This window comes from Bradyrhizobium sp. CCBAU 11386, assembly GCF_028128955.1.
Taxonomy (GTDB): Bacteria; Pseudomonadota; Alphaproteobacteria; order Rhizobiales; family Xanthobacteraceae; genus Bradyrhizobium.
Window position 1 is genome coordinate 1 of record NZ_LBKA01000031.1, and the last position, 22,622, is coordinate 22,622.

General features: G+C 60.5%; 17 protein-coding genes and 2 pseudogenes. 9 read left to right on the forward strand and 10 right to left on the reverse strand.

The genetic code is table 11. The features are described 5' to 3' along the window. Nucleotides 1-382: 382 nt before the first annotated feature. Both XI09_RS07275 and XI09_RS07280 read right to left on the reverse strand, forming a co-directional pair. On the reverse strand, nucleotides 383-583 hold the full coding sequence (locus XI09_RS07275; RefSeq protein ID WP_027548237.1) for a DUF6494 family protein: 201 nt from the start codon (nucleotides 581-583) through the stop codon (nucleotides 383-385). A 235-nt stretch (nucleotides 584-818) separates the two neighbouring features. Continuing rightward, a complete protein-coding gene (locus tag XI09_RS07280) occupies nucleotides 819-1,460 on the reverse strand; it encodes a tyrosine-type recombinase/integrase (protein WP_442869543.1) in 642 nt (213 codons plus the stop codon). A gap of 177 nt (nucleotides 1,461-1,637) precedes the next feature. Between XI09_RS07280 and XI09_RS07285 the strand changes: the two are divergent. From XI09_RS07285 to XI09_RS07295, 3 genes and pseudogenes are all read left to right on the forward strand, one after another. Continuing rightward, a pseudogene (locus XI09_RS07285) lies at nucleotides 1,638-1,958 on the forward strand (divalent metal cation transporter); the annotation flags it as partial. 398 nt (nucleotides 1,959-2,356) lie between these two features. Next, nucleotides 2,357-2,824, forward strand: a complete 468-nt coding sequence (locus tag XI09_RS07290; RefSeq protein ID WP_271566272.1) for an aminoacyl-tRNA deacylase — start codon at nucleotides 2,357-2,359, stop codon at nucleotides 2,822-2,824. A 218-nt stretch (nucleotides 2,825-3,042) separates the two neighbouring features. Beyond that, a pseudogene (locus tag XI09_RS07295) lies at nucleotides 3,043-3,418 on the forward strand (nuclear transport factor 2 family protein). Nucleotides 3,419-3,801: 383 nt separating this feature from the next. Here the strand turns inward: XI09_RS07295 and XI09_RS07300 are convergent. The 5 genes from XI09_RS07300 to XI09_RS07320 form a co-directional block, all read right to left on the reverse strand. Continuing rightward, nucleotides 3,802-4,224 carry a lipocalin-like domain-containing protein gene (locus XI09_RS07300; RefSeq protein WP_271566273.1) on the reverse strand — a complete coding sequence of 141 codons (423 nt, stop codon included), beginning with the start codon at nucleotides 4,222-4,224 and terminating at the stop codon, nucleotides 3,802-3,804. 142 nt (nucleotides 4,225-4,366) lie between these two features. Next, nucleotides 4,367-4,528 (reverse strand): hypothetical protein, encoded by a 162-nt coding sequence (locus tag XI09_RS07305; RefSeq protein ID WP_442869544.1) that lies wholly within the window; start codon nucleotides 4,526-4,528, stop codon nucleotides 4,367-4,369. Nucleotides 4,529-5,131: 603 nt separating this feature from the next. Further along, complete coding sequence (locus XI09_RS07310; RefSeq protein WP_271566274.1) at nucleotides 5,132-6,271, reverse strand: nucleotidyltransferase family protein; 1,140 nt, start codon at nucleotides 6,269-6,271, stop codon at nucleotides 5,132-5,134. 124 nt (nucleotides 6,272-6,395) lie between these two features. Next, nucleotides 6,396-7,466: a DUF3363 domain-containing protein gene (locus tag XI09_RS07315; RefSeq protein WP_271566301.1), complete on the reverse strand. Its 1,071-nt coding sequence runs from the start codon at nucleotides 7,464-7,466 to the stop codon at nucleotides 6,396-6,398. 3 nt (nucleotides 7,467-7,469) lie between these two features. Next, nucleotides 7,470-8,357, reverse strand: coding sequence for a hypothetical protein (locus XI09_RS07320; protein WP_271566275.1), 888 nt, complete (start codon nucleotides 8,355-8,357; stop codon nucleotides 7,470-7,472). Nucleotides 8,358-9,157: 800 nt separating this feature from the next. Here XI09_RS07320 and XI09_RS07325 point away from each other — a divergent pair. From XI09_RS07325 to XI09_RS07335, 3 genes are all read left to right on the forward strand, one after another. After that, entirely contained in the window at nucleotides 9,158-10,084 is a 927-nt protein-coding gene (locus XI09_RS07325) for a cytochrome P450 (protein ID WP_271566276.1), read from the forward strand. Between the two features lie 41 nt (nucleotides 10,085-10,125). Next, on the forward strand, nucleotides 10,126-10,314 hold the full coding sequence (locus tag XI09_RS07330) for a DUF2249 domain-containing protein (protein ID WP_271566277.1): 189 nt from the start codon (nucleotides 10,126-10,128) through the stop codon (nucleotides 10,312-10,314). Between the two features lie 724 nt (nucleotides 10,315-11,038). Then, on the forward strand, nucleotides 11,039-12,478 hold the full coding sequence (locus XI09_RS07335; protein WP_271566278.1) for an FAD-binding oxidoreductase: 1,440 nt from the start codon (nucleotides 11,039-11,041) through the stop codon (nucleotides 12,476-12,478). A gap of 295 nt (nucleotides 12,479-12,773) precedes the next feature. Here XI09_RS07335 and ald read toward each other — a convergent pair whose 3' ends face one another. Then, nucleotides 12,774-13,886: an alanine dehydrogenase gene (gene ald / locus XI09_RS07340; RefSeq protein WP_271566279.1), complete on the reverse strand. Its 1,113-nt coding sequence runs from the start codon at nucleotides 13,884-13,886 to the stop codon at nucleotides 12,774-12,776. A 487-nt stretch (nucleotides 13,887-14,373) separates the two neighbouring features. Between ald and XI09_RS07345 the strand changes: the two genes are divergently transcribed. Together XI09_RS07345 and XI09_RS07350 are read left to right on the forward strand one after the other, a co-directional pair. Next, nucleotides 14,374-20,247, forward strand: coding sequence for an AAA family ATPase (locus XI09_RS07345; protein WP_271566280.1), 5,874 nt, complete (start codon nucleotides 14,374-14,376; stop codon nucleotides 20,245-20,247). 131 nt (nucleotides 20,248-20,378) lie between these two features. Continuing rightward, the gene (locus XI09_RS07350) at nucleotides 20,379-20,690 is read left to right on the forward strand and encodes a hypothetical protein (RefSeq protein WP_333939045.1); all 312 of its coding nucleotides are present in this window, start codon (nucleotides 20,379-20,381) and stop codon (nucleotides 20,688-20,690) included. Between the two features lie 67 nt (nucleotides 20,691-20,757). Here XI09_RS07350 and XI09_RS07355 read toward each other — a convergent pair whose 3' ends face one another. Both XI09_RS07355 and XI09_RS45730 read right to left on the reverse strand, forming a co-directional pair. Then, the gene (locus tag XI09_RS07355; RefSeq protein ID WP_333939046.1) at nucleotides 20,758-21,234 is read right to left on the reverse strand and encodes an aminotransferase class III-fold pyridoxal phosphate-dependent enzyme; all 477 of its coding nucleotides are present in this window, start codon (nucleotides 21,232-21,234) and stop codon (nucleotides 20,758-20,760) included. After that, nucleotides 21,123-21,383: a hypothetical protein gene (locus XI09_RS45730; protein WP_333939048.1), complete on the reverse strand. Its 261-nt coding sequence runs from the start codon at nucleotides 21,381-21,383 to the stop codon at nucleotides 21,123-21,125. Before XI09_RS45730 ends, XI09_RS07355 begins: the two co-directional genes overlap by 112 nt. A 128-nt stretch (nucleotides 21,384-21,511) precedes the next feature. Between XI09_RS45730 and XI09_RS07360 the strand changes: the two genes are divergently transcribed. Then, nucleotides 21,512-22,411 carry an HlyD family secretion protein gene (locus XI09_RS07360; RefSeq protein WP_271566281.1) on the forward strand — a complete coding sequence of 300 codons (900 nt, stop codon included), beginning with the start codon at nucleotides 21,512-21,514 and terminating at the stop codon, nucleotides 22,409-22,411. The last annotated feature ends 211 nt before the right edge of the window (nucleotides 22,412-22,622 follow it).

Genomic DNA, 22,622 nt, shown 5'->3' on the forward strand with positions numbered 1-22,622 from the left:
GTGCAGGGCGAGGGCGGTACCTGGACGCCGGGCGCGCTGATGGGTCCGGCGTTGCGCGAGCGTCTGAAGGAGCGCGCCGGCCTTACCTTCAGCGCGCGTTGAGGTAGCGCTCAGAACCGCAGCGGCGTGCTGGATTACGTGGATCGCAACCAACGAAAAGCGCGGCTTGGCGCGAGCCTCAAATCCGGTTCGATGGCCGCTTCTGGCCCCGTAGCGACCAACCCAAAGCGTTGGTCTCCGTGTCGGCTGTAAGGGCAAGACCAGACATGGCCGAAGCGCGGCCAAATTGACGCGTTTGACCCGAAGGCGACGTTCGGCCGGCGACCGCAATGATAGCCTTCGTGAGGATCAGGGCCATGACTTCCCACAGCCGGGACAATCGTCAGAGCGCGACTGTTTCCTCGACCACATGTTTCAGCGGCGTCCCCTCAGCTGACAGGGTCATCCGCAGTTTGAGCTTGCCACCCTTCACCTCCCCGCTACGCACTAGGTTCTCAATTTCACGCTGCGATGTAACTCCGACATGCTTCAGAAATTTACGGATAGCCATATTGAAGCGGTCTTCATCGAACTCGGCGGTCATGGCTGTTCTCCCTGATCGGGCAGGCAAAGTCTAACACGAGGCGAGCAATGACGAAACATCGAGGCCCCGCTCGCGTCGCCGCCGACTTCCTCCTCAACCTGATTGCCTGCAACCTCGGCCCGAAGCTGAAGACTACACCTGGAAGCGAAAGTCTCACTCAGTGGAGTGCTTCCGCTCGTGGGCCCAAACCGGCTGTTGGAAATCGGGCAGGGCATGTCCGCTCTGCCCGGGTGTTTCAGACATCAACTTGTTCCGCTATTGCCAGGGCATCATCTACTTCGATGCCGAGATATCTGACAGTGCTTTCGATCTTGGTATGCCCGAGCAGAAGCTGGACGGCCCTGAGATTTCCGGTCCGCCGGTAGATTAGCGTGGCTTTCGTGCGTCGCAGCGAATGCGTTCCAAACATCCTTGGGTCCAGCCCAACGCCGCCGATCCACCCGGAAACGAGGCGCGCATATTGACGCGTTGTCATGCTGGTTTCGGGACCACGACGACCCGTGAACAAGAACTCGCCGGGCCTCTTGTTGGCGGCCTTTAGATAATCATCGATGGCCTGGCGGGTCTGTTCGCTCAATTCAAATCTGACCGGCCGCCCAGTTTTCTTTTGTCGGACCGTAGCGCGGTCCGCCGTGTATCCGCTGGCAGCGACGTCCTCGACCCGGATGGCGACGAGGTCACAGCCACGAAGCTTGCTGTCGATCGCCAAGTTGAACATGGCAAGGTCCCGAGCACGGCCTTCGATCTGAAGTTTCGTCCGGATCGACCAGACGTGTTTTGGGCGCAACGGGGGCTTTGCTCCGGTCAGCTTGCCCTTATTCCAGGGCACTCGTTTAAGGGGCGCCGGGGTCGCGTTCACTTGATCCTGCATGGTCATACTCCTCGGTTAGAGAGGGCGAGAAGCATGAGCCAGGGTGTTGGAATCAGGTCAGCTATCGGGCTACTACGGACTTCGCGTCCGGCCCGGCGACGAGCGACCGGTAGTGAATGATCCGAATGTATGGCCCGACCGCGCGTTGCAAGAGGTTTCGTCAACCCTGGCAGATGCGGTCTTATGGCGTTTTCGAACATCATCGCTTTCTTTGTTATTTTAACGACAGCCGCCGTGCTCAACGCTGGCGGTGTCACCTACATCCACAGCGCAGCGGAGGCGGCTGAGGCCTTGCGGCCACTTGCCGGTGATCTGACCTACGTCTAGTTTGCGCTCGGGATTGTCGGCACGGGACTGCTCGCGGTCCCGGTGCTCGCCGGCTCGGCTGCGTATTGCGTTTCCGAGGCGTTCGGCTGGCCCGCCACCCTGGAGGCGAAAGCGCCGAATGCCGTTGGATTTTACAGCATCATTGCCACCGCCACGGTCGTGGGACGCGCGCTCGGGTAGGCCACTTGTTCAATGCCGCAATCCTCCACCTCGCAGGTGCGAGGCCACTATCTTGCTGCTTCGCGGGGCGGTACGGCGCGTATCCCCGACCTTGTTCGTCTTTCCGACATCGATCTCGAAGTGATAACCCAGCGCAGTCAGAAAACGCATGAGCCGATCGAGCTGAACCTCGGTGAAGCTTCCTCCCAGGATTTTCGACAGCTCGGGTTAGGTGGTTCCAATCCGCCGCGGGGCGACACCCGCTGGCCGAGGGATGATTGGCCGACGAAATCCGCACATTGTCGCGGGCTCCCGACAAGCGTATTCTTTAGTTAAACCGCAATCGCCCGCATCGTGAGGCGACGGCGCGAGCTCCTCCCGGTGTGCGGATTGCCCATTGCAATGGAGGAACCGCCATGCCCGTCGCCCCGACCCTGCAAAAGTACCTGGATCAGACAGTCACATACGAAATGATCTCACACGACCCCACCATGTCGTCGACGCGCACTGCCGAAGCCTGCCATGTGCCGGGCGACTGCGTGGCAAAAGGCGTTGTGCTGCGCCGCGACGGCGGCTACATGCTGGCGATCCTTCCGGCCTCCCACCACATCCACCTCTCAGACTTGAGAATGCAGCTCGGCGATAAGGTCGACCTGGCGAGCGAAGACGAGATCGCGCAGCTGTTTTGCGACTGCGAACGTGGGGCCGTTCCACCGGTTGGCGAGTGCTATGGACTCGACGTCATCGTCGACGACAGCATCGACGTGCAACGCGAGATCTACATGGAGGGCGGCGATCACGCCACACTCATCCATCTGGGCCGCGGGCAGTTTGCGCAATTGACCGTGGAGGCTTGGCACGGCCACTTCACCGCGCACAATTGAGGCCGTTCAATCCGGACTGGAGCGATCACGGTGTAAGCCGCCTTTGAAACAGTTTGGTTGCTGACGATAGCAAGTCTTCACATTACATTCTTATGAGAGGTCGCTTTTCGTTCACGACTGGCACGATCGGCAATAGCGCCCCACGATCGGAATTGCGTACAGCACAATGAATTCAGTGGTCCCGAAATGATAGCCGGAAGCGCAGGTGGGAGATTGAGATGGATGATCGAACGGTGCGGGCGGCGCTGGAGCGCCATTGGGATGCTTCGTACGCGAGCGATTTCAAGGTCGAACATGAAATCTACCGCGAGGATGCTGTCCCGCAATCGGGCGAGCGGGTCCGCGGCCGGCACAACATTCAAGAGAGCCGCTTCGTCCAGCCGAACAAGAAGCGTTTTACGGTCCGACGAATTTTCCGCAGCGGCGATCCCCGGGTCACTGAATTCGTACGGTATACCATCATACGCGGTAAGCATCATGGAATTTCGCGAAGGACTGGTGGCCAACGAAACGCAATATTTCGCCGATCGGTTTGACCCTGCACCCTCGCGTGAGCATCTTGTTGAGCGAGCGGGGAAAATCGCGTCATCCTAAATACCCCGCCGGGGAGAACCCCGGATCGGCGCTGATGTAGATGAGATTTCTTTCATTAGGGCTTGTCCCGTCATTGAAGGCCCCTTGCTACGTCTAACGCGATGTGAACTTCCTGCTCTAGAAGGTGACTCCCGGTCGGACCCGAGCTCGGGTGCCTCGAAGTCAGCTCTGGCCGCTCCGAGTGCGAGCCGAGATTCCGCCGTTCGATCGAAATAGTAGCAGCGAGCCTCTGTCTTTGACGACTGCTCATGGCCCATCAGCGAAGTGGCGGCACCCTCATTGAGGTCCGTTCAATGGGGCATAGCGGACTGGATTTGCTCACGTTGAGTTCTTCGCATTTTGACCCGTTGCAGAAGTCAGAGTCAGTATTCCACGGAATCTCACTATTCTACCTTTTCCCACACCAAGCTGATGACACTCATCTTGCCATCGCCACTGAAGATGGCGGGCCGAGCCGTGTAGTACACCCGATTGCCTTCTATCTTCACGTCTCGAACGACCGTAGTGCCAGCCCACACTTCGTTCCACGCCAGGTCGATATGATGTTCGACTTTTTTGCCATCGAACGAATACGTTCCACCATAAGCGATCATCGTGCGGTGTAGGTCAGCGCGTTGCTGATCAGTCATGGCCTCGTTTGATTCAGGTTTCGGCCGTCCGTCGTTTGTGATGAGCACCAAAAATCGCCCGTCATTGCCGTAGATAATCGAGCCTTTCGCATTCTTCCCGAACGCGCTCACCTCTTCGCCGGTGTCAAGGATACGCCGCGAGGTGCTGATGAGTCGGTAGGTTCCGCTGAGCTCCAAAGGCCGCCCCCCATATGTTGAAGTGGCGATATTAGCTCTTTTCCGTCATGTCGGCCATTGGCCCAACTCGGACCTAGGGTGAGGTGCGCCAACGCGCCGCTATTAGACGCAGAGCGGACCTCGGACGAAGAGCAGCGAGGGCTTATGAGTAGACGCGATAGCCGACGATCAGGAACCAGGGCTCACCCAGGCGCTGCTGATAACCGAGAGCAGCCGCGGTCCATTGCGTTGCGCCCCAGGTCGACACCACGACGATGCCGAGCACGACGGCGATCTGACCGAGATAGATTTTTGCTGGAAACATCTGGTTCGCCCCACAACCCACGCAACGTGAGCAGCGCGATGAAAACGGCGAATGCGGCAAGCCTTCAATCGAAATAAAAAGTCGCGCCGGCAGCGAGCGCGAGGTTGATCAAGTCTGATCAGGCGCCGGACTTGAAGATCAAGGTCAGCGCAGCGTCATCGCATCCCTCAACAGCGCGTGAACGCCTGGCGCAAATAGCATCTCGTTGGCATTTCACCCACTGAACCCTAGCGATTGGCGCTCAACACCGTAGCGACCATGCGCGAGTCGGCGCGGCCACGAAGCGATTCTGCAAGACTGAGCTGGATCTAATTGTATTCAGCGCGAAGTGTCGGATGGGTCAGTGATCAACATGCCGTTTGGCAAGAAAATGCCAGCAAGGCGTGGACAGCCCGATCACTGCCACCATCATGTTGCGCAGACGTGGTGTCCAGCATGATCGGTGACGTCGACGTGATCGGCATGCCGATATCGGCATCTTCATCGGTAGCACTTGCGTGACAGAGGCAATCTTGTTGACGCAAGGCCTGTGCTGCTGCTGCTGGTCAAGGCGACGTTGGACAGGAAACGCGAGGCCGGACCTGGCCTGCCGTCCGCAACAGGTCATTCTGGCGAAGGAGCCGGCTTGTCGATGGACTTGTCTACCAGATCGTAATTGGCTGGATCGGAGCCGAACTCGGATACACCCTTCGCAAATTCGGTTCGGAGCAACGCCTGGAAATCATCGTCATAGGTTGCAATGCTGGTGCGGATCGCAGCTCTCCACTGGTCACCACGTTCCCATGCCTCCATGAAGGCGGAGGCAAGATCAGCGTGCTGCCGGTTCTCGATCATTGCTGCAATGATCGATCTGGCTTGAAGCCGATCCTTTGCGCTCTTGGCCGTCCCGTCGCGGTCTTGCTTCCGGCGGGATCCGACGATGAGCTTGTGGATGGCATATCGCTCTGGAGATGGAATGAGAACCGGCACGCCTCCACCGTGCAGCAGCACGGCACGGATGGGCTCGTAAATCAGGTAATCGAGAAAGCGCAGCGGAAATGCCGCCGCACCACCGAGCGCCGGCATCGGAACTGGCTTGCCTGCCTGATCATCGGACCACTGGTTCGGCGTCAGGAATTCCACCTTGAAGTTGTCCCTCGACACGAATTGGGTGGAGACCCTGCCGTCGGCTTGGCTCGGAACCTCGCGAAAAGTCGGATCGACATGTCGCAGTACCTCCAAGATCGGAGGCATGGAATCTTTGATCGCGACCGAGATTTCGTGGAATTGCGCAAAGTCGGCGTCACCAGTCTGCATGGCGACGGCGTCGAGGCGTCGGCCAAGCGTGGCGGAGTAACATTGGTAGGCCACAGTTCCGACGAGCACTCCCCTCATGCGGAAAAAGCCAGCCTTGGCCAGTTGCTCCACGACTTGGCCAACCATGGGTAAGGGGCGCGGTAGATAGGCCTCGCGGGTCAGCGTGGAAACAAGGCGGCGACGTCCCTTCAGGTCGGCCTTCAGATCTTTGAATGCCTCAACCCGTTTGGTGATTTCAGGATCGTCCACTGGACCGACGTAGCGGCGATCCTGGCCGCCCCCCTCTGGCTTGGGTGTGTCGAAGTACCAGTATTTCTTGTCCTTGACCTCGACAGCCACGAATCTTCCTCTCGAGGAGAATTCGGAGGTGAAGCTCTCATCGAGGCTACGCTGGGCCAATTCCGAATATAGCGTTTGATAGGTGATATCGAGGCGGGCGGACGTCATGCCGGGAACCCCAGTTATACTATTTTCGCGATAATAGTATAACCAATTCGATGCAGGGGCAAGTCCGCTATACTATTCCCGCAAAAATAGTATAACTTCTATATTTATCAGCATCTTATGTGCTCTAAAGGCCCAATCCACGCTTGATGCCGATCGACCAGGATATGCCCTCCCCGCCAACCAGGCCGGTGACCAATTGCCCGCGGGCCCGCTCCAGCACCGGCCGCCACGGCACCAGCACGAACTCGTGGGATCGCTCGATCAGGGCGAACCGCCCGCTGTTCAGCGTCAGCATGCGCCGGTAGACGCCGTCGATCTTGTCGCCGGCTTTGACGTCGACATGTTCAAGGCCGGTGCGCGCGGATATGTCGGCCGTAGTCCTTACCAGCTCGCGCGCCACGAGCGTCTCGAGCATATTCCGCGCGAAACGCACCTGGCCACCTTCCTCTCGCGCCAGCCCCTGCTCGATCAGCCATTGCCGCCTTGCTCGCAAGGCGGTCTCGACTTCCGCGCCAAAGCCTGTTGATGCGAGCTCATCGGGCTCCTTCCCAACCAGCTTGCGGTCGAGCCAGGTGGCACCTAACGCCTGCGGCAAATCCTCGAGCCTTTGCCATGACAGCACGGCGACCCGCACCGGATTGCGCTTTTGCTGGAGCTTCTCAAATCGAAGCGCCCGGTCCAGATACTCCCGCCCCGCGCTCCAACTGCCATCGGCGAGCCGGCTGACCATACCTTCGATCGCCTCCAGACGCCGCACGTGGGCTCCGACAAATTCGCCTGACGCTTGCGGGTCGAATTCCCGATGCAGACGGTCGCTGTAGATGCCGCCATGGCCGGCGGCGATCTCCGCGATCGTGCGATCGATTGCGCGCGGTTCAGCGACGCGCGACCTGAGTTCCAGAATCGTGTTCCGGACAGGCGGCTCTTCGTTGGCGCCAAGCGCACCAACCTCGGCATAGTGCGTCCGCCCGTCGACCCCGTCGATCACCACATAGCGGCGCTCCGTCAGTTCATCCGCAAACCCTTCGCCGACGACCCGCCCGACCAGACGCTGACCGTGTCGCTCCGGATCGAAGATCGTGTAGTCGCCGGCGGCTCGCGAAACTCCTGTCGCGGCCATCTCGCGATGCATGGTCTTGATGATGTCGCCGCGCTCCCCCATGCGTCTCAGCTTGGGCTCGAGCTCAGGGTCGATCCGTCAACGCCCCGGTTCAGCCTCTTCCGCCAACCCCATCCGCGCCAAGGCTCGCAGCCGTCCGATCCGCGCCGTCTGCCAGGCGGGCTCCCGTCCAGACAACGCGTCCAATTCAAGAGCTCCGCCCGGAGCATCTCGCAGGATACTCCGGTCAAGCCGCGTGAGCCGCTCGGCGGTGATCTCTTGCTGAACCTTGCGCGCGACCTCGATCTCTGTTTCAGGACCGAGCTCTCGCGTGATGAGCTCCGCTGCCCGCGACCGAAAGCCATGAGCGATATAGTCGCGTGCGATGACGAGGTCGTTTCCTTCATCATCCTTGCCGCGAAGGACGATGTGGGTATGCGGATGGCCGGTGTTGAAATGATCGACAGCGACCCAGTCGAGCCTGGTGCCGAGGTCCTGCTCCATCTGCCGCATGAGGTCGCGGACGAAGGGTTTCAGGTCCGCCAGCTCCGCGCCGTCCTCCGGCGCCACGATAAACCGGAACTGGTGGCGATCGCCGGCGCTGCGCTCCGTAAAGCTCTTGCCATCGGCGCGATCGCTGCTGGCGTCGTATAGCTCCCCCGGCTCGCCCTCGCGTGTGACGCCGTCGCGCTGGACGTATCGCAGGTGAGCTCGCACAGCACCTAGGTCACCCGACTTGATCCGCACGATCCGGGCCTTGATCACGACGCGGCGTTGATCCTGGCTTCGTCCGCGCCCGGCCAGCACCGCACCTTGCGCGCGGCCGCGGCCGATGCGACCGCCCGTAAATGACGAAGCCGCTCGCGCACTGCCGCCGGCCTTGGTCGCTTCCTGCCGAACGCGTCGAAGATAGCTGGTCGCCTTCCTGGGCCTGCGGTTGCCGATCCGCCCGAGTTTCACCTCCAATTCGTCGTCGATCTCTCGCATGGCCCGCATCCGACGTTGGGAGAAGACGCCGATATGTGAAGTCGACGAGCGCTCGCCAAGACGCAGACGCAATTGCGCAATCTCGCCATTGCATTGAGTCGAACCTGGTGACAGCGAAGATCCGGAGAGCGCTAAATCTTGGATGTGCAGACAACGGCTTGGGCGCTCCGTAGCGCCAGTGCTTTTATCTTGCCCTCCCGCTTTTCTTGCTTTCTTACCACGAGGTCAAAGTCGTGGTCTCCCGGTAGCTGATTCCCGGGACCCAACTTCGAAGCCAACAGACTCTCGGTACTCGCGGCGATTTACGACAAAATGCAGTTCGGGTCATTGCGGTCGATCATTCAATAGCGACTGCCCGAACACGTCGGCTGGTGGCCGATTCATTGCGAAAGAGCCGCCGCGACTTGGCAGTTGACTTGCAAAGCCCCCACTGTTTGCGAGCGTTTGCGATAGCGATCGTTACCCGAAGGGCCGAGACACCCGCAGGGTGGCTCGGTGAGGAGCGAAGCGACGAGTAGAGCGCGGGCCGAAGGAATCGCCCGCATGCCATCAGCACGTTATTATCGCACTCCTCCGCGATCTCTTGCCCGCGTCAGCGAGGCCCTTTAGTGCAAACCCGAAAGTCTTAGCGTCATGGTCGCGCTGCAGCGTTTCGAATGCAAACCGAATGTTCGTCACGGGGCGCCAGCGAACCTGGAAACTGACCGTTGATATCACGAGCTGCCCGATGTGAAGCCGCCGGGCGCTTGCTTATCTGCCATTTGACCACGAGGTCAAAGGTGGTCCGCGTCCGAGAGAAAATGGCTGAGGTCATCACCGGCCCTTGGCCCGCACCGACGAGCGCTAAAATTCGTCGCGCGCGGGGAGACCGACTGAGCGAAACAGGCTTGCTGCCTGCCTCGCTCAGATGGCGTTTGCGAAGCCGAATTCGCCGCAGCGACATTCCACAACTGAAAGAATGGACCAACCATATAAATGGCTTCGTCCTGAGCAACCGCCGCACCGCCGAAAAGCGAAAGATCGCGACGATAGCGATCGAAGAAGCGGACCGATACTTTCGTCAGCAATTTTCACTTCGGAGGCGTCGTCCCCAGCATGATCTGTTGACAGCTCTAATCACGGCCGAAGACCGGGGTAGTGTCCTTAGTGAGGACGAGCTAGTAGCGACGAGCATCCTTATACTGGTCGCAGGCAACGAGACGGTTACGCATTTCTTTGGAAATGGGATGCTGGCTCTCCTGAGAAACGAATCGGAGTTCAATCGATTGCGAAGCAGCCCTGGGAGCATCGACCAAGCCGTCGATGAGCTGCTTCGTTATGACCCGCCTCAGCCGATCGACAGCAGAATCGCCACTGAGGAGATTATCCTGCATGGTCGGAAGATTCAGGCTGGCGATCGAGTTACATTCTCGCTGAGCTCCGCAAACCGCGATGCTGAACAGTTCTCCAAGCCAAACGAGCTAGACCTTGCGAGGCAAAACAACCCACACCTTGCATTTGGCTATGGCGCACATTTCTGTCTGGCAGCGCCAATGGCAAGGCTGCAAGCGAGGATTGGGTTGTCGACCCTGGTTCGTCGCCTCGAAGGCGTCGAACTTCGAGGCGATCCGATCGAGTGGAAGGACGATTCATTTGGAGTGCGAGGAGTCCGTGAGCTGGGATTAAACTTCCGACCAAACTACTCTCGAGCGTTCCACGATTGGAGTACGAACAGTCAGCCTCGATAGCTTCTGTTATATTACAACGGGCACCGCACAACTTTGCTCAGTTGATCTTCGACACGTTTGACCGGCCGGGCCCCGGAGAGTTCTTCTGTGTCGTGAGTGACCACGACCCGCGTCCGTTACGCTACCTGTCCGACGTCAAGCAGCAGGGCGCGCCCCTCACCTTGGAGTATGTCGAGACGGGCCCGGACGTCTTGCATGTCTGCGTCGGCCGTGCCGCCGAGGCTGAATGACTTGCTACATCACGGATAAGCACGAGCCCAAGCGAGCGGACTAGCCAATGTGACGTCTGTTGGCCGGTCTCCCACCGAAGAGAAGCCATCGACGATGATCGTCACGCGCGCTTCTGCGATCTGTCGGCGAAAGGTCGGCGGTCGTTGCCACGAGAAGCCCATTCGAGCGACGAGCGTCTCGCTTGATGGCGACTGCCCCAAGTTTCTTCATTGTGGATTGTCTCGTACCTCCCGGTGCACACGTCGTGCACACGTCACCTTCTAATCGATTGAAATCCTTGAAGTCTCGCTCCAATCCATCATGGGCAAGTTTAAGCCAGCTCCAGCAATCGCTGTCCGATTGGAGCCAATCAGAGAAAGGTTCGTCCGTCACCCCTGCCCCATGATCCCACCGCATCGAAAAGCATGGGGCGGTGAGAGTGTCAGTCAATCCCCGTTGAAACATCAGCTGTTTTTCATTCCAGCACGGGCCAACCTACGATCTTGGCTAACCGTCCGCGACCCGGCGAACGAGCGGCGCCCCACTTCGAGCACCAAGCCGCGATAGATTACCCGTGGAGTCATCGATTGCTCCTCTGAAGTCCGAAAGGCCTCGCGACGACGCGCGGCGCAAACTGCCGACAATCGTGGCAATTCGGCATTGGTTTCATCGGAATGACCACTCAACGGCAACAAATGCGGCACAAGCGCGCAAAAATGACCGATGGCAATCGGGAGCTGAAGCATGTCCCACGCAATACACGATCGGGCCTTTCGCGACCTCCTGGGCAGCGGGGGCGTGGTGGACGATCCCGAGCGGATCTCCACCTACGTAACGGACCAACGCCAGCTCTTTACGGGGGCGCCGCTCGCTGTGCTTAAGCCGGCGACGACTGAGCAGGTCGCCGACATCGTGCGGCTGGCGGCGCACCACGAGATCGGGATCGTTCCGCAGGGCGGCAACACCAGCTACTGCGGCGGTGCAACGCCGGACGCCTCTGGGCGGCAGATCATCGTGAGCCTGGAGCGGATGGACAAGATCCGCGAAGTCGACCCCCTCTCCATGAGCATCTCTGTCGACGCCGGCGCCATCCTTAAGAATGTACAGGACGCTGCGGCGAGCGCCGGGCTTCTGTTGCCGCTCAGCCTCGGCGCGGAAGGTAGTTGCCGGATCGGCGGTAACATCGGCACGAACGCCGGCGGGCTGTCCGTCGTCCGGTACGGGATGACCCGCGATCTGCTGTTCGGGATCGAGGCGGTGCTGTCAGACGGCACGGTGGTCTCCGACATGCGCAAACTGCGGAAGAATAATACCGGCTACGACATCAAACAGTGCTTCGTCGGAAGCGAGGGGACCCTCGGCATCGTCACCGGCGCAGTGTTGCGTCTCGCGCCGTTGCCAATCCGCCGCTCGACCGCCTGGCTGAAGCTCGCGAGGGGCGTCCCGCTGGCTGAGCTCCTCGCGTTGGTGCGCCGCGAATCCGCGGAACTGCTCACCGCGTTCGAATTCATGACGGCCCGATCGATCGCGCTCGCGACCGACGCGATGACCAACCCGCCCTCGGTCTGCGCCGGCGCGGGAGGTGCTGTACTCGCCGAGATCGCCTCTTCTTCGCGGCATCTCGATGTCGATGAGCTGATGGAAGCCGTTCTAGCCGAGGCGATTGAGTCGGGATGGATCGAGGACGCGTTCCTGGCGCAGAGCGGATCACAGCGCACCGCGATGTGGCAGGTCCGCGAGACCATCCCCGAGGGCGAGAAGCGCCGAAACGGGTCGGTCAAGCACGACATCTCGGTACCGCTTTCCTCGATACAGCGCTTTCTGGAATTAGCCGACACGCAGGTGCGGTCGTATGACACCGACCTTGAGCTGTCCGTCTATGGACACGTCGGCGACGGCAATCTGCACTACAACGTGCTCGTTCCTCCCGACGCCGACCGGGTGGAATTCACCAAGCGGATCGAAAGCAGCCTGTCGCTGCAACTCTACGACACGGCCGCGGCGCTCGGCGGCACGTTCAGCGCGGAGCACGGCGTCGGTCGGTTCAAGAAGCATCTTCTGGAACGGTACGGCGACTTCGGCCGCATTGCGGCGATGCGCCGTATCAAGACCGCATTTGATCCAGCGGATATCATGAACGCCGGCGCGACGGTTCGGCCGTTGAGGAACGCGACTCTCGCTTGAACTGTCGGGCGCTCAGGTGGGGCATCCATTCCTCCAATCCCAATCGGCGGCTCTCCCGCTGAGGCAGCTCGATCACCCAAATTGGCTTGTCTATAAAAAAAGAGCCACTCCGAAGGAGTGGCCCAAGTTTGGGAGGAAACGCCCGCTAGAGCATGATCCGGAAAAGTGTGAAGCGGTTTTCCCTCGCGACAAACGCGGAACGCGTTTGCGCGGAGATCATGCTCAAACAAAGAGCTAAAGCGCGATGACGATTTCAACCTAATCTCATCGCGCTTTAGGCACGGCTGAAATCGGATCAGGCTGCAGCCTGTTCGATTGGTGAACATGGCAGGCCGAGACTTTCGGCCACAGCCTCGGAGGTTAGCCGCCCGCGATGCACATTCAGCCCTGCACGCAGATGGAGGTTTTCGAGCACGGCTGCGAAGCCCTTGTTGGCAAGAGCCAGACCAAATGGCAGCGTGGCGTGATTCAATGCCTGGCTTGACGTTAGCGGTACAGCTCCGGGCATGTTGGCGACGTAATAATGGATGACGCCATCCACCTCGTAAGTCGGATCGTCGTGCGTCGTAGGACACGATGTCTCGAAGCATCCGCCCTGGTCGATAGCGACGTCCACGATCACGGCTCTCTTACGCATCGAGCTCAACATGCCGCGACTGACAAGTTTTGGCGCGCTCGCACCCGGAACGAGCACTGCGCCGATGACGACGTCCGCGGAAAACACCTCGTTCTCGAGAGCGTCTATTGTCGAGAACCTGGTACGAACACGTCCTTCGAACAACTCATCCAGCTCACGAAGCCGCGGTATCGAGCGATCGAGAATCGTGACCTCGGCGCCTAAGCCCACCGCCATGCGTGCTGCATGCGTACCGACGACCCCGCCTCCGAGGACCACGACGCGCGCCGGTTGAACGCCGGGAACGCCGCCCATCAACAGCCCTCGCCCGCCCGCATGCCGCCTGAGGGCCGCACCCGCAGCTTCGATCGCCAGCCGACCCGCGACCTCGCTCATCGGCGCAAGCAACGGAAGTCCGCCCTGCGCATCCGTCACGGTTTCATAGGCGACCGCCGTACATCCGGAATTCAGGAGACCCTTTGCCTGTTCTGGGCCGGGCGCCAGATGGAGATAAGTGAACAGGATCTGGTTTTCTCGGAGCAGCGTCCATTCTGAAGGCTGGGGCTCCTTGACCTTTACAATCATGTCGCTTGATGCAAACACCTCGCGCGCGGACCCTAGAATAGTTGCGCCAGCCCTTCGATAGTCGTCGTCCGTCGCGCCGATGCCAGCGCCTGCATTGGTCTCGACTAGGACGGCATGCCCTGCCCCCACATACTCGCGGACGGCACCGGGCGTCAGGCCTACCCGATACTCATGCGTCTTGATTTCCCTGGGCACACCGATTTTCACTAGCAACCTCCTTGAGGCAAACTTGCGAAGCGCAACGCGTGCAGGACTTCCGCAAGACGTTATGAAACAGCGCTACATTCCAAACACTGCGAGACCATCTGACGATCTCGAAACTGACTACAGCCTATCTTGGGTCCGACGGCATTGCGCAATCAAACTGAAGCAAAGTTCGGCAGGATGTTGCTTTGAAGATGCGTCAGAACAAGTGATGTGCTGTCGGCGGCAAACGCGCCACAGCGAGACACAGTCCTGAATCCGATAACTCTGAGCGGGCATAAACCAACGATTGCAGGAAAAACCTGTGCGGCGATCCGCCGCTCGTCGCCGTTTCTTCGCCGTGCTTTCGCCGGCGCCGCAGCTTACGCTGGGCACACCCGCGCGTTTGTGGCAGAGTCGGCTGGCAACAGAGCTTAGGACAGTACCTCCTCTCCCAGCATTGGGTCACGCGGAGGCTTCAGGTTGAACCCACTGTTTCGGTTCGACGCGCATGGACAGCAGGTTCCAAGTGCTATGGGAGGACGATGCCCGCATCTTTTGCCGGACATTGCGCCCAGATTCGGAAGGCGGCTCCAGAGCTGTGTTGGCGGTGCTTCCCAAGATGAAGCACGCTTCGTCCGGCGTCTTCGATCGTCTCGCTCACGAGTTTGCACTGAAGGACCAATTGGACGGGGCGTGGGCAATGCGGCCGTTCGGGCTGGAGTCCGCCGGCGGTCACCCAATTCTGCTGCTCGAGGATCCTGGCGGCCAGCCGCTCGAGCAGTTGCTTGGGCCGCCCATGGACATCGGACGCTTCTTGCGGCTGGCGATCGGCATCGCCGCAGCTTTGAACAAGGTGCACCAGCGCGGCCTCGTTCACCAGGACGTGAAACCGTCGCATATACTGGTGAACTGCGAGGACGGACGGATCCGGTTCACCGGCTTCGGTATTGCCTCACGCCTGGTCCGGGAGCGACGCTCGCCAGGACCGCCCGAGTTTATCGTGGGCACGCTCCCCTACATGGCGCCCGAACAGACCGGGTGGATGAACCGCTCGATCGATTTCCGTAGCGACCTCTACTCGCTTGGTGTGACGCTCTATCAAATGCTGACCGGCTCGTTGCCGTTCACCGCGGCACGTTCGATGGAGTGGGTGCATTGCCACATTGCGAGGAAGCCAGTGCCGCCGAGCGAGCGGGTGAGCACTGTACCGGCCCCAATCTCAGCCATAGTCCTCAAGCTGCTCGCCAAGTCCGCCGAGCAACGCTATCAGAGCGCGTCGGGCCTCGAGCATGATCTACGCCGCTGCCTGAGTGAATGGGAAAGCAGACATCGCGTCGAAGAGTTTGCACTCGGGCGATACGATACGCCCGACCGACTGCTGATTCCCGAAAAGCTCTATGGAAGAGACCGCGAGATCCAAACCTTGCTGGCTGCCTTCGACCGCATGATTAAAAGCGGCGCGCCGGAATTGGTGCTGGTTTCCGGCTATTCCGGCGTCGGCAAGTCCTCGGTGGTCAATGAGCTCCATCATCGGCTAGTTCCGTCGCATGGACTGTTCGCTTCAGGCAAGTTTGATCAGTACAAACGCGATATTCCGTATTCCAAGCTGGTCGAGGCTTTTCAGAGCCTCGTGCGGTCTCTTCTGAGCAAGAATGACGCCGAACTAACGGGGTGGCGCCAAGCCCTTCATGATGCGCTGGGTGCAAATGGACGGCTCGTTGCCGACTTGATCCCTGAATTGCGGCTGATCATGGGAGAGCAGCCGCCCGTTCCTGAGCTGCCCCCGCGGCAGGCACAAAACCGCTTCCATCTCGTGCTCCGGCGCTTCATAGGGGTGTTCGCACGATCCGAGCATCCATTGGCGTTGTTTCTCGACGATCTGCAATGGCTCGACGCCGCTACGCTGGACCTGCTTGAGGACCTGTTGACCCGGTCCGATCTGCAATACCTGATGCTGATCGGCGCCTATCGCGACAACGAAGTCACCGCCGCTCATCCATTGCGGCGGAGGCTTGAAGCCATAAGGACCGCTGGCGCAAACGTGCAGCAGATCATCCTTGCGCCGCTCGCCGGCGAACACATTTCGCAATTGATTTCAGATGCTCTTCGCTGCGATTTGAAGCGTGCCGCGCCGCTCGCGCAGCTGATCCACGATAAAACGGCCGGCAACCCATTCTTCGTCATTCAGTTCCTGCGCGCGCTTGCCGAAGAGGGGCTGGTCCGGTTCGATTATGACGCAGGGTGCTGGTGCTGGGATTTGGATCGCATTCACCTCAAGGATCATACCGACAATGTCGTGGACCTGATGATCGAGAAGCTGAGCCGCCTGCCGGCTGGCACACTGAATACGCTGCAGCAGCTGGCCTGTCTCGGCAACATCGCCGAAAGCACGACACTCTCGATCGTCCTCGGGCGCTCCGAGCAGCAGGTTCATTCCGATCTGTGGGAGGCCGTTCGCCAGGAATTGGTCGAGCACCAGACGGGAGCCTACAGGTTTGTGCACGACCGCGTTCAGGAAGCCGCCTATTCACTGATCGCAGATGATCAACGCGCGGCGGTCCATCTGCGACTCGGCCGGCAACTTCTGGCGCAGACTATGCGGGAGGGGCGCGAGAAGACCGTCTTCGAGATCGTCAACCAGCTAAACCGTGGCGCGGCCTTGATAACCTCGCCAGATGAACGCGAGCAGCTGGCCGAGCTCAATCTGCTCGCAGGCAAACGCGCCAAACGCTCGACGGCTTACGCGCCGGCGCTGAAATATCTGGTCGACGGAGCACGCCTGCTGCAGGAAGACTGCTGGAAGCAGCAATACGAACTCGCCTTTGCGCTCAACCTGCTTCGCGCCGAATGCGAATTCCTCACCGGCGCGTTGGCGGCAGCGGAGCAGCGGCTTACGATGCTGGCCCATCGCGCCGCAAACCTGGTCGATCTCGCCGCGATCACCTGTGTGCGCGTACCGCTCTACATGACGCTGGCTCAGAGCGACCGCGCCGTCGATGTGGGCCTCGAATACCTCCAGCGCGTTGACATCTCGTGGTCGCCGCACCCGAGCGACGAGGAGGTTCGGCGGGAATTCGAAGAGATGTGGCGGCAGCTCGGGAGCCGCCCGATCGAAGCACTCATCGCTCTGCCGGCGATGAATGATGCGACATGGTGTGCAACCATGGACGTGCTCGCAGAGCTGCTGCCGCCGGCCCTGTTCACCGATACAAATCTGCACTGCCTTGTCATTGCTCGCATGGCCAACGTGAGTCTCGAACATGGCAACCGCGGTGCGTCTTGTTTCGCTTATGTCTGGCTCGGAATGCTGCTGGGGCCCCGGTTCGGTGATTATCAGTCGGGATTTCGCTTCGGCCAGCTCGGCGTGGATTTGGTGGAGAACGGTGGGCTCCTTGGCTTCAAGGCACGTGTCTACCTGGGGTTCGGGCACGTCGTTGCCTGGACGCGCCACCTCCGCACGGCCATTCCCCTGGTGCGGACAGCGCTCGGGGCGGCGCAGGAAACAGGCGATTTGAGCTTTGCGAATATTGCGCGCGGCGCTTTGATTACGCACCTTCTCGCAGGCGGTGAACCGCTGGCAGAGATCCAGAATGAAGCGGAAGCCGCGCTCGAGTTCGCGCAAAAGACGCAGTTCTGGCTCGTCGCCGATGTGATCAGGGCGCAGCTTGGGCTGATCCGCACGCTGCGCGGACTGACACCGGAGTTTGGCTGCTTCAGCGACGCCGAATTGGACGAGAGCCGATTTGAAGAGCATCTCGCGGGCGACCCGCGGTTGGCATATGCGGCTTGGCGATATTGGATCCGCAAGCTGCAAGCGCGTTACTACGCCGCCGACTATGCATCTGCCATCGAGGCAGCAGCTCAGGCAGAGCGGCTCGTATCCCCGTCTTTTCTCGCATATTTCGAGATTGCGGAGTACAATTTCTATCGCGCGCTGACTCTTGCGGTTTGCCTGGACACGGCTCCAGCCGACGAGCGCTCGCATTACCTCCAGCTGCTTTCCGAGCACAAGCAACAACTCGACAGCTGGGCGCATGGATGCCCGCAGAACTTCGAAAGCCGCGCGTTGCTTGTGCAAGCCGAATTAGTACGCATCGAAGGCCGCGATCTCGACGCCATGCGTCTTTACGATCGCGCCATCCGGTCGGCCCGAGAAAACGGTTTCGTGCAGGATGAAGCGCTCGCCAGCGAACTTGCTGCGCGCTTCTATACGGCGCGAGGATTCGAAACGATCGCGCATGCCTATTTGCGGGATGCCCGCTACGGCTATCAGCGCTGGCGAGCCGACGGCAAGGTGAGGCAGCTCGAGCGTATGTACCCGCACCTGAGGGAGGAGAGATCGGAGCCCGGCCCGATGAGCACAATCGGGGCGCCGGTCGAGCACCTTGACCTTGCCACCGTCATCAAGGTGTCGGAAGCGGTGTCGGGCGAGATCGTGCTGGAGAAGCTCGTCGACACTCTCATGCGCACGGCCATTGAACAAGCGGGTGCTGACCGAGGTCTGTTGATTCTATCGCACGACACCGGGCCGCGCATCGAGGCGGAAGCTACGACCCACGGCGACAGAGTCGTCGTCGAACTGCAAGAAGCACGCGTGACCGCGGACCTGCTTCCGGAATCCGTTCTTCACTACGTCCTGCGAGCGAGGGAATATGCCGTAGTCGACGATGCCGCCGTCGAGCCTCCGTTTGCCAAGGACCCCTACGTCAATCAGCGCAAGGCCCGTTCCATTCTCTGCCTGCCCTTGATCAACCATGGCAAGCTCATTGGCGTACTCTACCTTGAGAATACGTTGACGCCCCACGTTTTTGCACCGGCGCGAATTGCGGTGCTGAAGCTGCTCGCCTCGCAGGCTGCAATCGCGCTGGAAAATGCGACCCTGTACCGCGATGTGAGGGAGCGCGAAGCGAAAATCCGACGTCTTGTCGATGCCAACATCATCGGAATCATCATCTGGGAGCTTGAAGGTCCGATTCTGGAGGCCAACGATGCGTTTCTCAGCATCGTGGGATACGACCGTGAGGATCTCGTCTCGGGCCGCCTGCTCTGGACTGACCTGACACCGTCGGAATGGCTCGACCGCCACAAGCGATGGTGGATTCCGGAGCTAAAGAAAATGGGCCGCGTGCAGCCGTTCGAGAAAGAGTATTTCCGCAAGGACGGAAGCCGCGTGCCAGTGTTGATCGGCATGGCTGCGTTTGACGAGCAACGGGACCAGGGCGTCTCGTTTGTCGTCGACCTGACGGAGCGCAAACGGTCGGAAGAGGCTCTGCGGGAAAGCGAGGAACGTTTTCGGACTCTCGTACAATTCTCTTTCGACGTGTACTGGGAATCCGATGCGCAGCATCGCTTTATAAGGCAGGAGTTCGCCGAAGGCCTGGTGGACGCACCCGCGTCGGTCTCCGAGATCGGTAAAACGCGCTGGGAAGTGCCTTACTTGGAGCCCGACGAGGAGGCTTGGCGCAGGCATCGGGAAACGCTGGATGCCCACTTGCCATTTCGTGATTTCGAGCTCGCGCGCCCTACGCCCGACGGCGGCAAGCGCTATGTGTCCGTCTCCGGGCTGCCGGTGTTCGACAAATCCGGGCACTTCGTCGGTTATCGCGGCGTCGGGCGGCACATCACGGCACACAAACGGGCCACGGAGGCCTTGCGCGAGATGCAGAGGGAGCTGGCGCATGCGAACCGCCTTGCCACGATGGGCGAACTCACGGCCTCGATCGCCCATGAGGTAAGCCAGCCGATTGCCGCGACGTCCATGAATGCTGGTGCGGCCGTGCGGTTCTTAGACAAAAACCCGCCGGATCTTGAGAGGGTCAGGGAATCACTGGGCTGGATCATGAACGATACCGCTCGGGCCTCCGACATCATCCAGCGAATTCGCGATCTCATCAAAAAAGCACCGCCCCGGAAGGATCGCTTGGACATCAACGAGGCAATCCGGGACGTGATTGAGCTTACCCGCGGCGAAGCCCTGAAGAACGGTGTCTCGGTGCAGACGGAACTTGCAGAGCGCTTGCCGCTTGTCGAGGGCGATCGCGTCCAATTGCAACAGGTGGTCCTCAACCTGATTATCAATGCTGTCCAGGCAATGGGCACGGTGCTGGACGGAGCCAGAAAGGTGCTCATCACCACCGGTCAGGCCGCGCCTGACGGTGTTCTCGTCGAGGTGAAAGACTCGGGACCGGGATTGGCGCCGGAAAGTCTCGAGCGGGTCTTCGCCCCCTTCTACACGACGAAGCCGGGCGGTCTGGGGGTCGGACTGTCGATCTGCCGTTCGATCATCGAAGCTCATGCCGGGCGCTTGTGGGTGACCCCTAACCTGCCCCGCGGCGCAATTTTTCACTTCACAGTGCCGGCCTATCCGGCCGACGCTTCATGATCATCGCCGGGTTTCTGTTCCAGATTCGCTCAACGTAGCGTCCTGAGGAAGCCGAAGGTTGCATCGGACTCGAGATCCCCGCACCATCATTCAGCGAGAGAGTATCTGAGGCGCAGCAGCATGAAGCTACCGTGACACGCTATTCCGGTCTGCCTGAACCCGAGATTATGCAGCACGACCTCGCAGATATCGTCCAACGCGACGGGACAATGCTCGAAATTCGCCTCTACGACCACCACTTCCTCATGGTCGAAGCCGCAAAAGCGGGGTTGGGCGTTGCCCTCAGCTCGCGGCAACGGACGACATCGATAGAGGGCGGCTCATCGCACCTGCCGGTTTCGATCGCGACGAAAGCCACTATGGCCTCATCTGGACAGGAGAACCTGAGCTGCCCGGGAAAGCACACGATCTTGCTCGATGGCTGCAAGCACAGTGCAAGATGACATTTGAAGCGGAAGGGCATCAGATTTGAGAGCCCTCCGCGGCAGCTCGCACCCGGACGTCTGCGATTTAGCCTGCGATATTGATGAGCGCGCGCTCCACGGTTGCAAGGAAGAGGTCAACATGCTCGCCTTGGCAAACGAGCGGAGGGCGCACTTTAAGTGTATCCTCATTGGCCCCTGTAGTGCTGATAAGTACGCCGCCAAACCGCATTCCGTTGACCACATCCAAGGCCATCGCACGCCGGCCTGCGGCCGGCGTTCCTTCAGGCCCTATGTCGACGCCAAAGAAGAGACCGGCGTTTCGAATTGAGCGAATTCCATACGACTGCTTTGCCATTTTCTCCAACCCGGCTCGGAGGCGCTGGCTCGTCGCAAGCGCTTTTTGTGGGATTTGGTCGCGCTGCAGGATCTTTACGACGGCGTCCGCTGTCGCTATTCCGACTGTATTTCCAGCGAATGTGTTTGAGTAGCGAGAGGTGGCACCAAATTGCTCCATCGGCGCTCTGCGGCCGAGGACAGCGCCAATTGGAAATCCATTTCCCATCGGCTTGCGAGGGTAACAAGATCTGGAACGATCCCGTGCCGCTCGAAGCCCCACATATAAGCGCCGGCCGGTTGTTCCCGGCCGACTCCGCGATCGACGGCCTCGTGCGGATCAACCAGCTCGGCGCCGGCATCTGGGAGGTTGCGCATGACTGGCTCGCATTGTGGTGCCTGGTGCTCGGCTACTTCGCGCTCGCGGTGATCTCGGCATTTGCCGTCAAGCGGAGACAGGGACATGCCCGCTCGCGCTGGTCGCGGCGGGCGCGCTGCTCTACGTCATGCGCCAATCGGCTCCGCCGGCAGCCATCGTCGGCGTCGTGCTTGCGACTGAGATCAGGGTCGAGCCGGAGGTCAACGGCCAGTTGGTCTCGATCGCGGTCGAGAAGGGTGCCTCTGTGAAGGCCGGCGACGTCGTGGCGCGGCTCTCCGCGGTGGAGTTGACGGCGCAGGCGGACCAGGCGCGTGCCGCGCTCGCGTCCGCCGTCGCAAGCCGCAACAACGTCTATGCCGGCGTCCGCCGCGAGCAGGTCGACTCGCTGAAAGCCGCGATCGCCAAGGCCAGCGCCCGCCTCGACTATGTGCAGGCCCAGCTCACCAGAACCAGCACGCTAGCGCGCCAGAGCTTCGAATCCCAGCAGTCGCTCGACCAGGCCGAGAACGACGTTGCCAGCGCGCGCGCCGACGCGGCCGAGGCCCAGGCCAATTACGATGCGGCCATGGCGGGACCGACCCGGGAAGAGCGCGCGATCGCCGACACGCAGGTGCAGGCTGCGGCCGCCGCGGTCACCGTGCTCGAGCGCCGCCTCGACAAGATGGTGTTGCGCGCGCCGGCCGACGGCGTGGTCAGCGTCATCGCCGCCGAGGTGGGCGAAAATGTTCACGCGGGCCAGCCGATCCTGATGGTCGAGGCCGCGGGCCGGCAATGGCTCTCGTTCAACGTGCGTGAGGACCATCTCGATCGTCTCGCGATGGGAGCAGCCGCGAACGTGATGCGGAACGGCGCCAATAGCGCGACCAAGGCGGTCATCACAGAGCTGCGGCCGCTCGGCGTGTTTGCCACCTGGCAGGCCGAGCGGGTGATCGGCGATCATGACCGCAATACGCTGCGCTTGCGCCTCGATCCCAAAGGAGAGTCGACAGACCTTGAGCCGGGCATGAGTGTGTGGATTGAGAGGTAGCACCGAAGCGTCCAATTCCGTTTGAATTGCGGATGCGTCGTAACGTTCTCGCGGCGCGTTTCGCAGTTCTTCGTCGCTGCACTCACGCGCCTGACCAAGGCCATGGGAAAACCCAAGGATTCTAGCGTGGCTGCCCAGACGGTGCAGTTGTTCCACAGACGCATAGAACGCATCCATGTCGATATGGATGATCTTGCGGTGAGGCGCGTTC

What these genes read in the sequence shown, in the direction of transcription:
- XI09_RS07280 (WP_442869543.1), bottom strand. Translation starts at nt 1,460, where the DNA reads ATGACCATGCAGGATCAAGTGAACGCGACCCCGGCGCCCCTTAAACGA.
- XI09_RS07275 (WP_027548237.1), bottom strand. Translation starts at nt 583, where the DNA reads ATGACCGCCGAGTTCGATGAAGACCGCTTCAATATGGCTATCCGTAAA.
- XI09_RS45730 (WP_333939048.1), bottom strand. Translation starts at nt 21,383, where the DNA reads ATGCGCAACCTCCCAGATGCCGGCGCCGAGCTGGTTGATCCGCACGAG.
- XI09_RS07355 (WP_333939046.1), bottom strand. Translation starts at nt 21,234, where the DNA reads ATGGGAAATGGATTTCCAATTGGCGCTGTCCTCGGCCGCAGAGCGCCG.
- XI09_RS07305 (WP_442869544.1), bottom strand. Translation starts at nt 4,528, where the DNA reads ATGTTTCCAGCAAAAATCTATCTCGGTCAGATCGCCGTCGTGCTCGGC.
- XI09_RS07320 (WP_271566275.1), bottom strand. Translation starts at nt 8,357, where the DNA reads ATGCGAGAGATCGACGACGAATTGGAGGTGAAACTCGGGCGGATCGGC.
- XI09_RS07345 (WP_271566280.1), top strand. Translation starts at nt 14,374, where the DNA reads ATGGACAGCAGGTTCCAAGTGCTATGGGAGGACGATGCCCGCATCTTT.
- XI09_RS07360 (WP_271566281.1), top strand. Translation starts at nt 21,512, where the DNA reads ATGCGCCAATCGGCTCCGCCGGCAGCCATCGTCGGCGTCGTGCTTGCG.
- XI09_RS07335 (WP_271566278.1), top strand. Translation starts at nt 11,039, where the DNA reads ATGTCCCACGCAATACACGATCGGGCCTTTCGCGACCTCCTGGGCAGC.
- XI09_RS07290 (WP_271566272.1), top strand. Translation starts at nt 2,357, where the DNA reads ATGCCCGTCGCCCCGACCCTGCAAAAGTACCTGGATCAGACAGTCACA.
- XI09_RS07325 (WP_271566276.1), top strand. Translation starts at nt 9,158, where the DNA reads ATGGCTGAGGTCATCACCGGCCCTTGGCCCGCACCGACGAGCGCTAAA.
- XI09_RS07310 (WP_271566274.1), bottom strand. Translation starts at nt 6,271, where the DNA reads ATGACGTCCGCCCGCCTCGATATCACCTATCAAACGCTATATTCGGAA.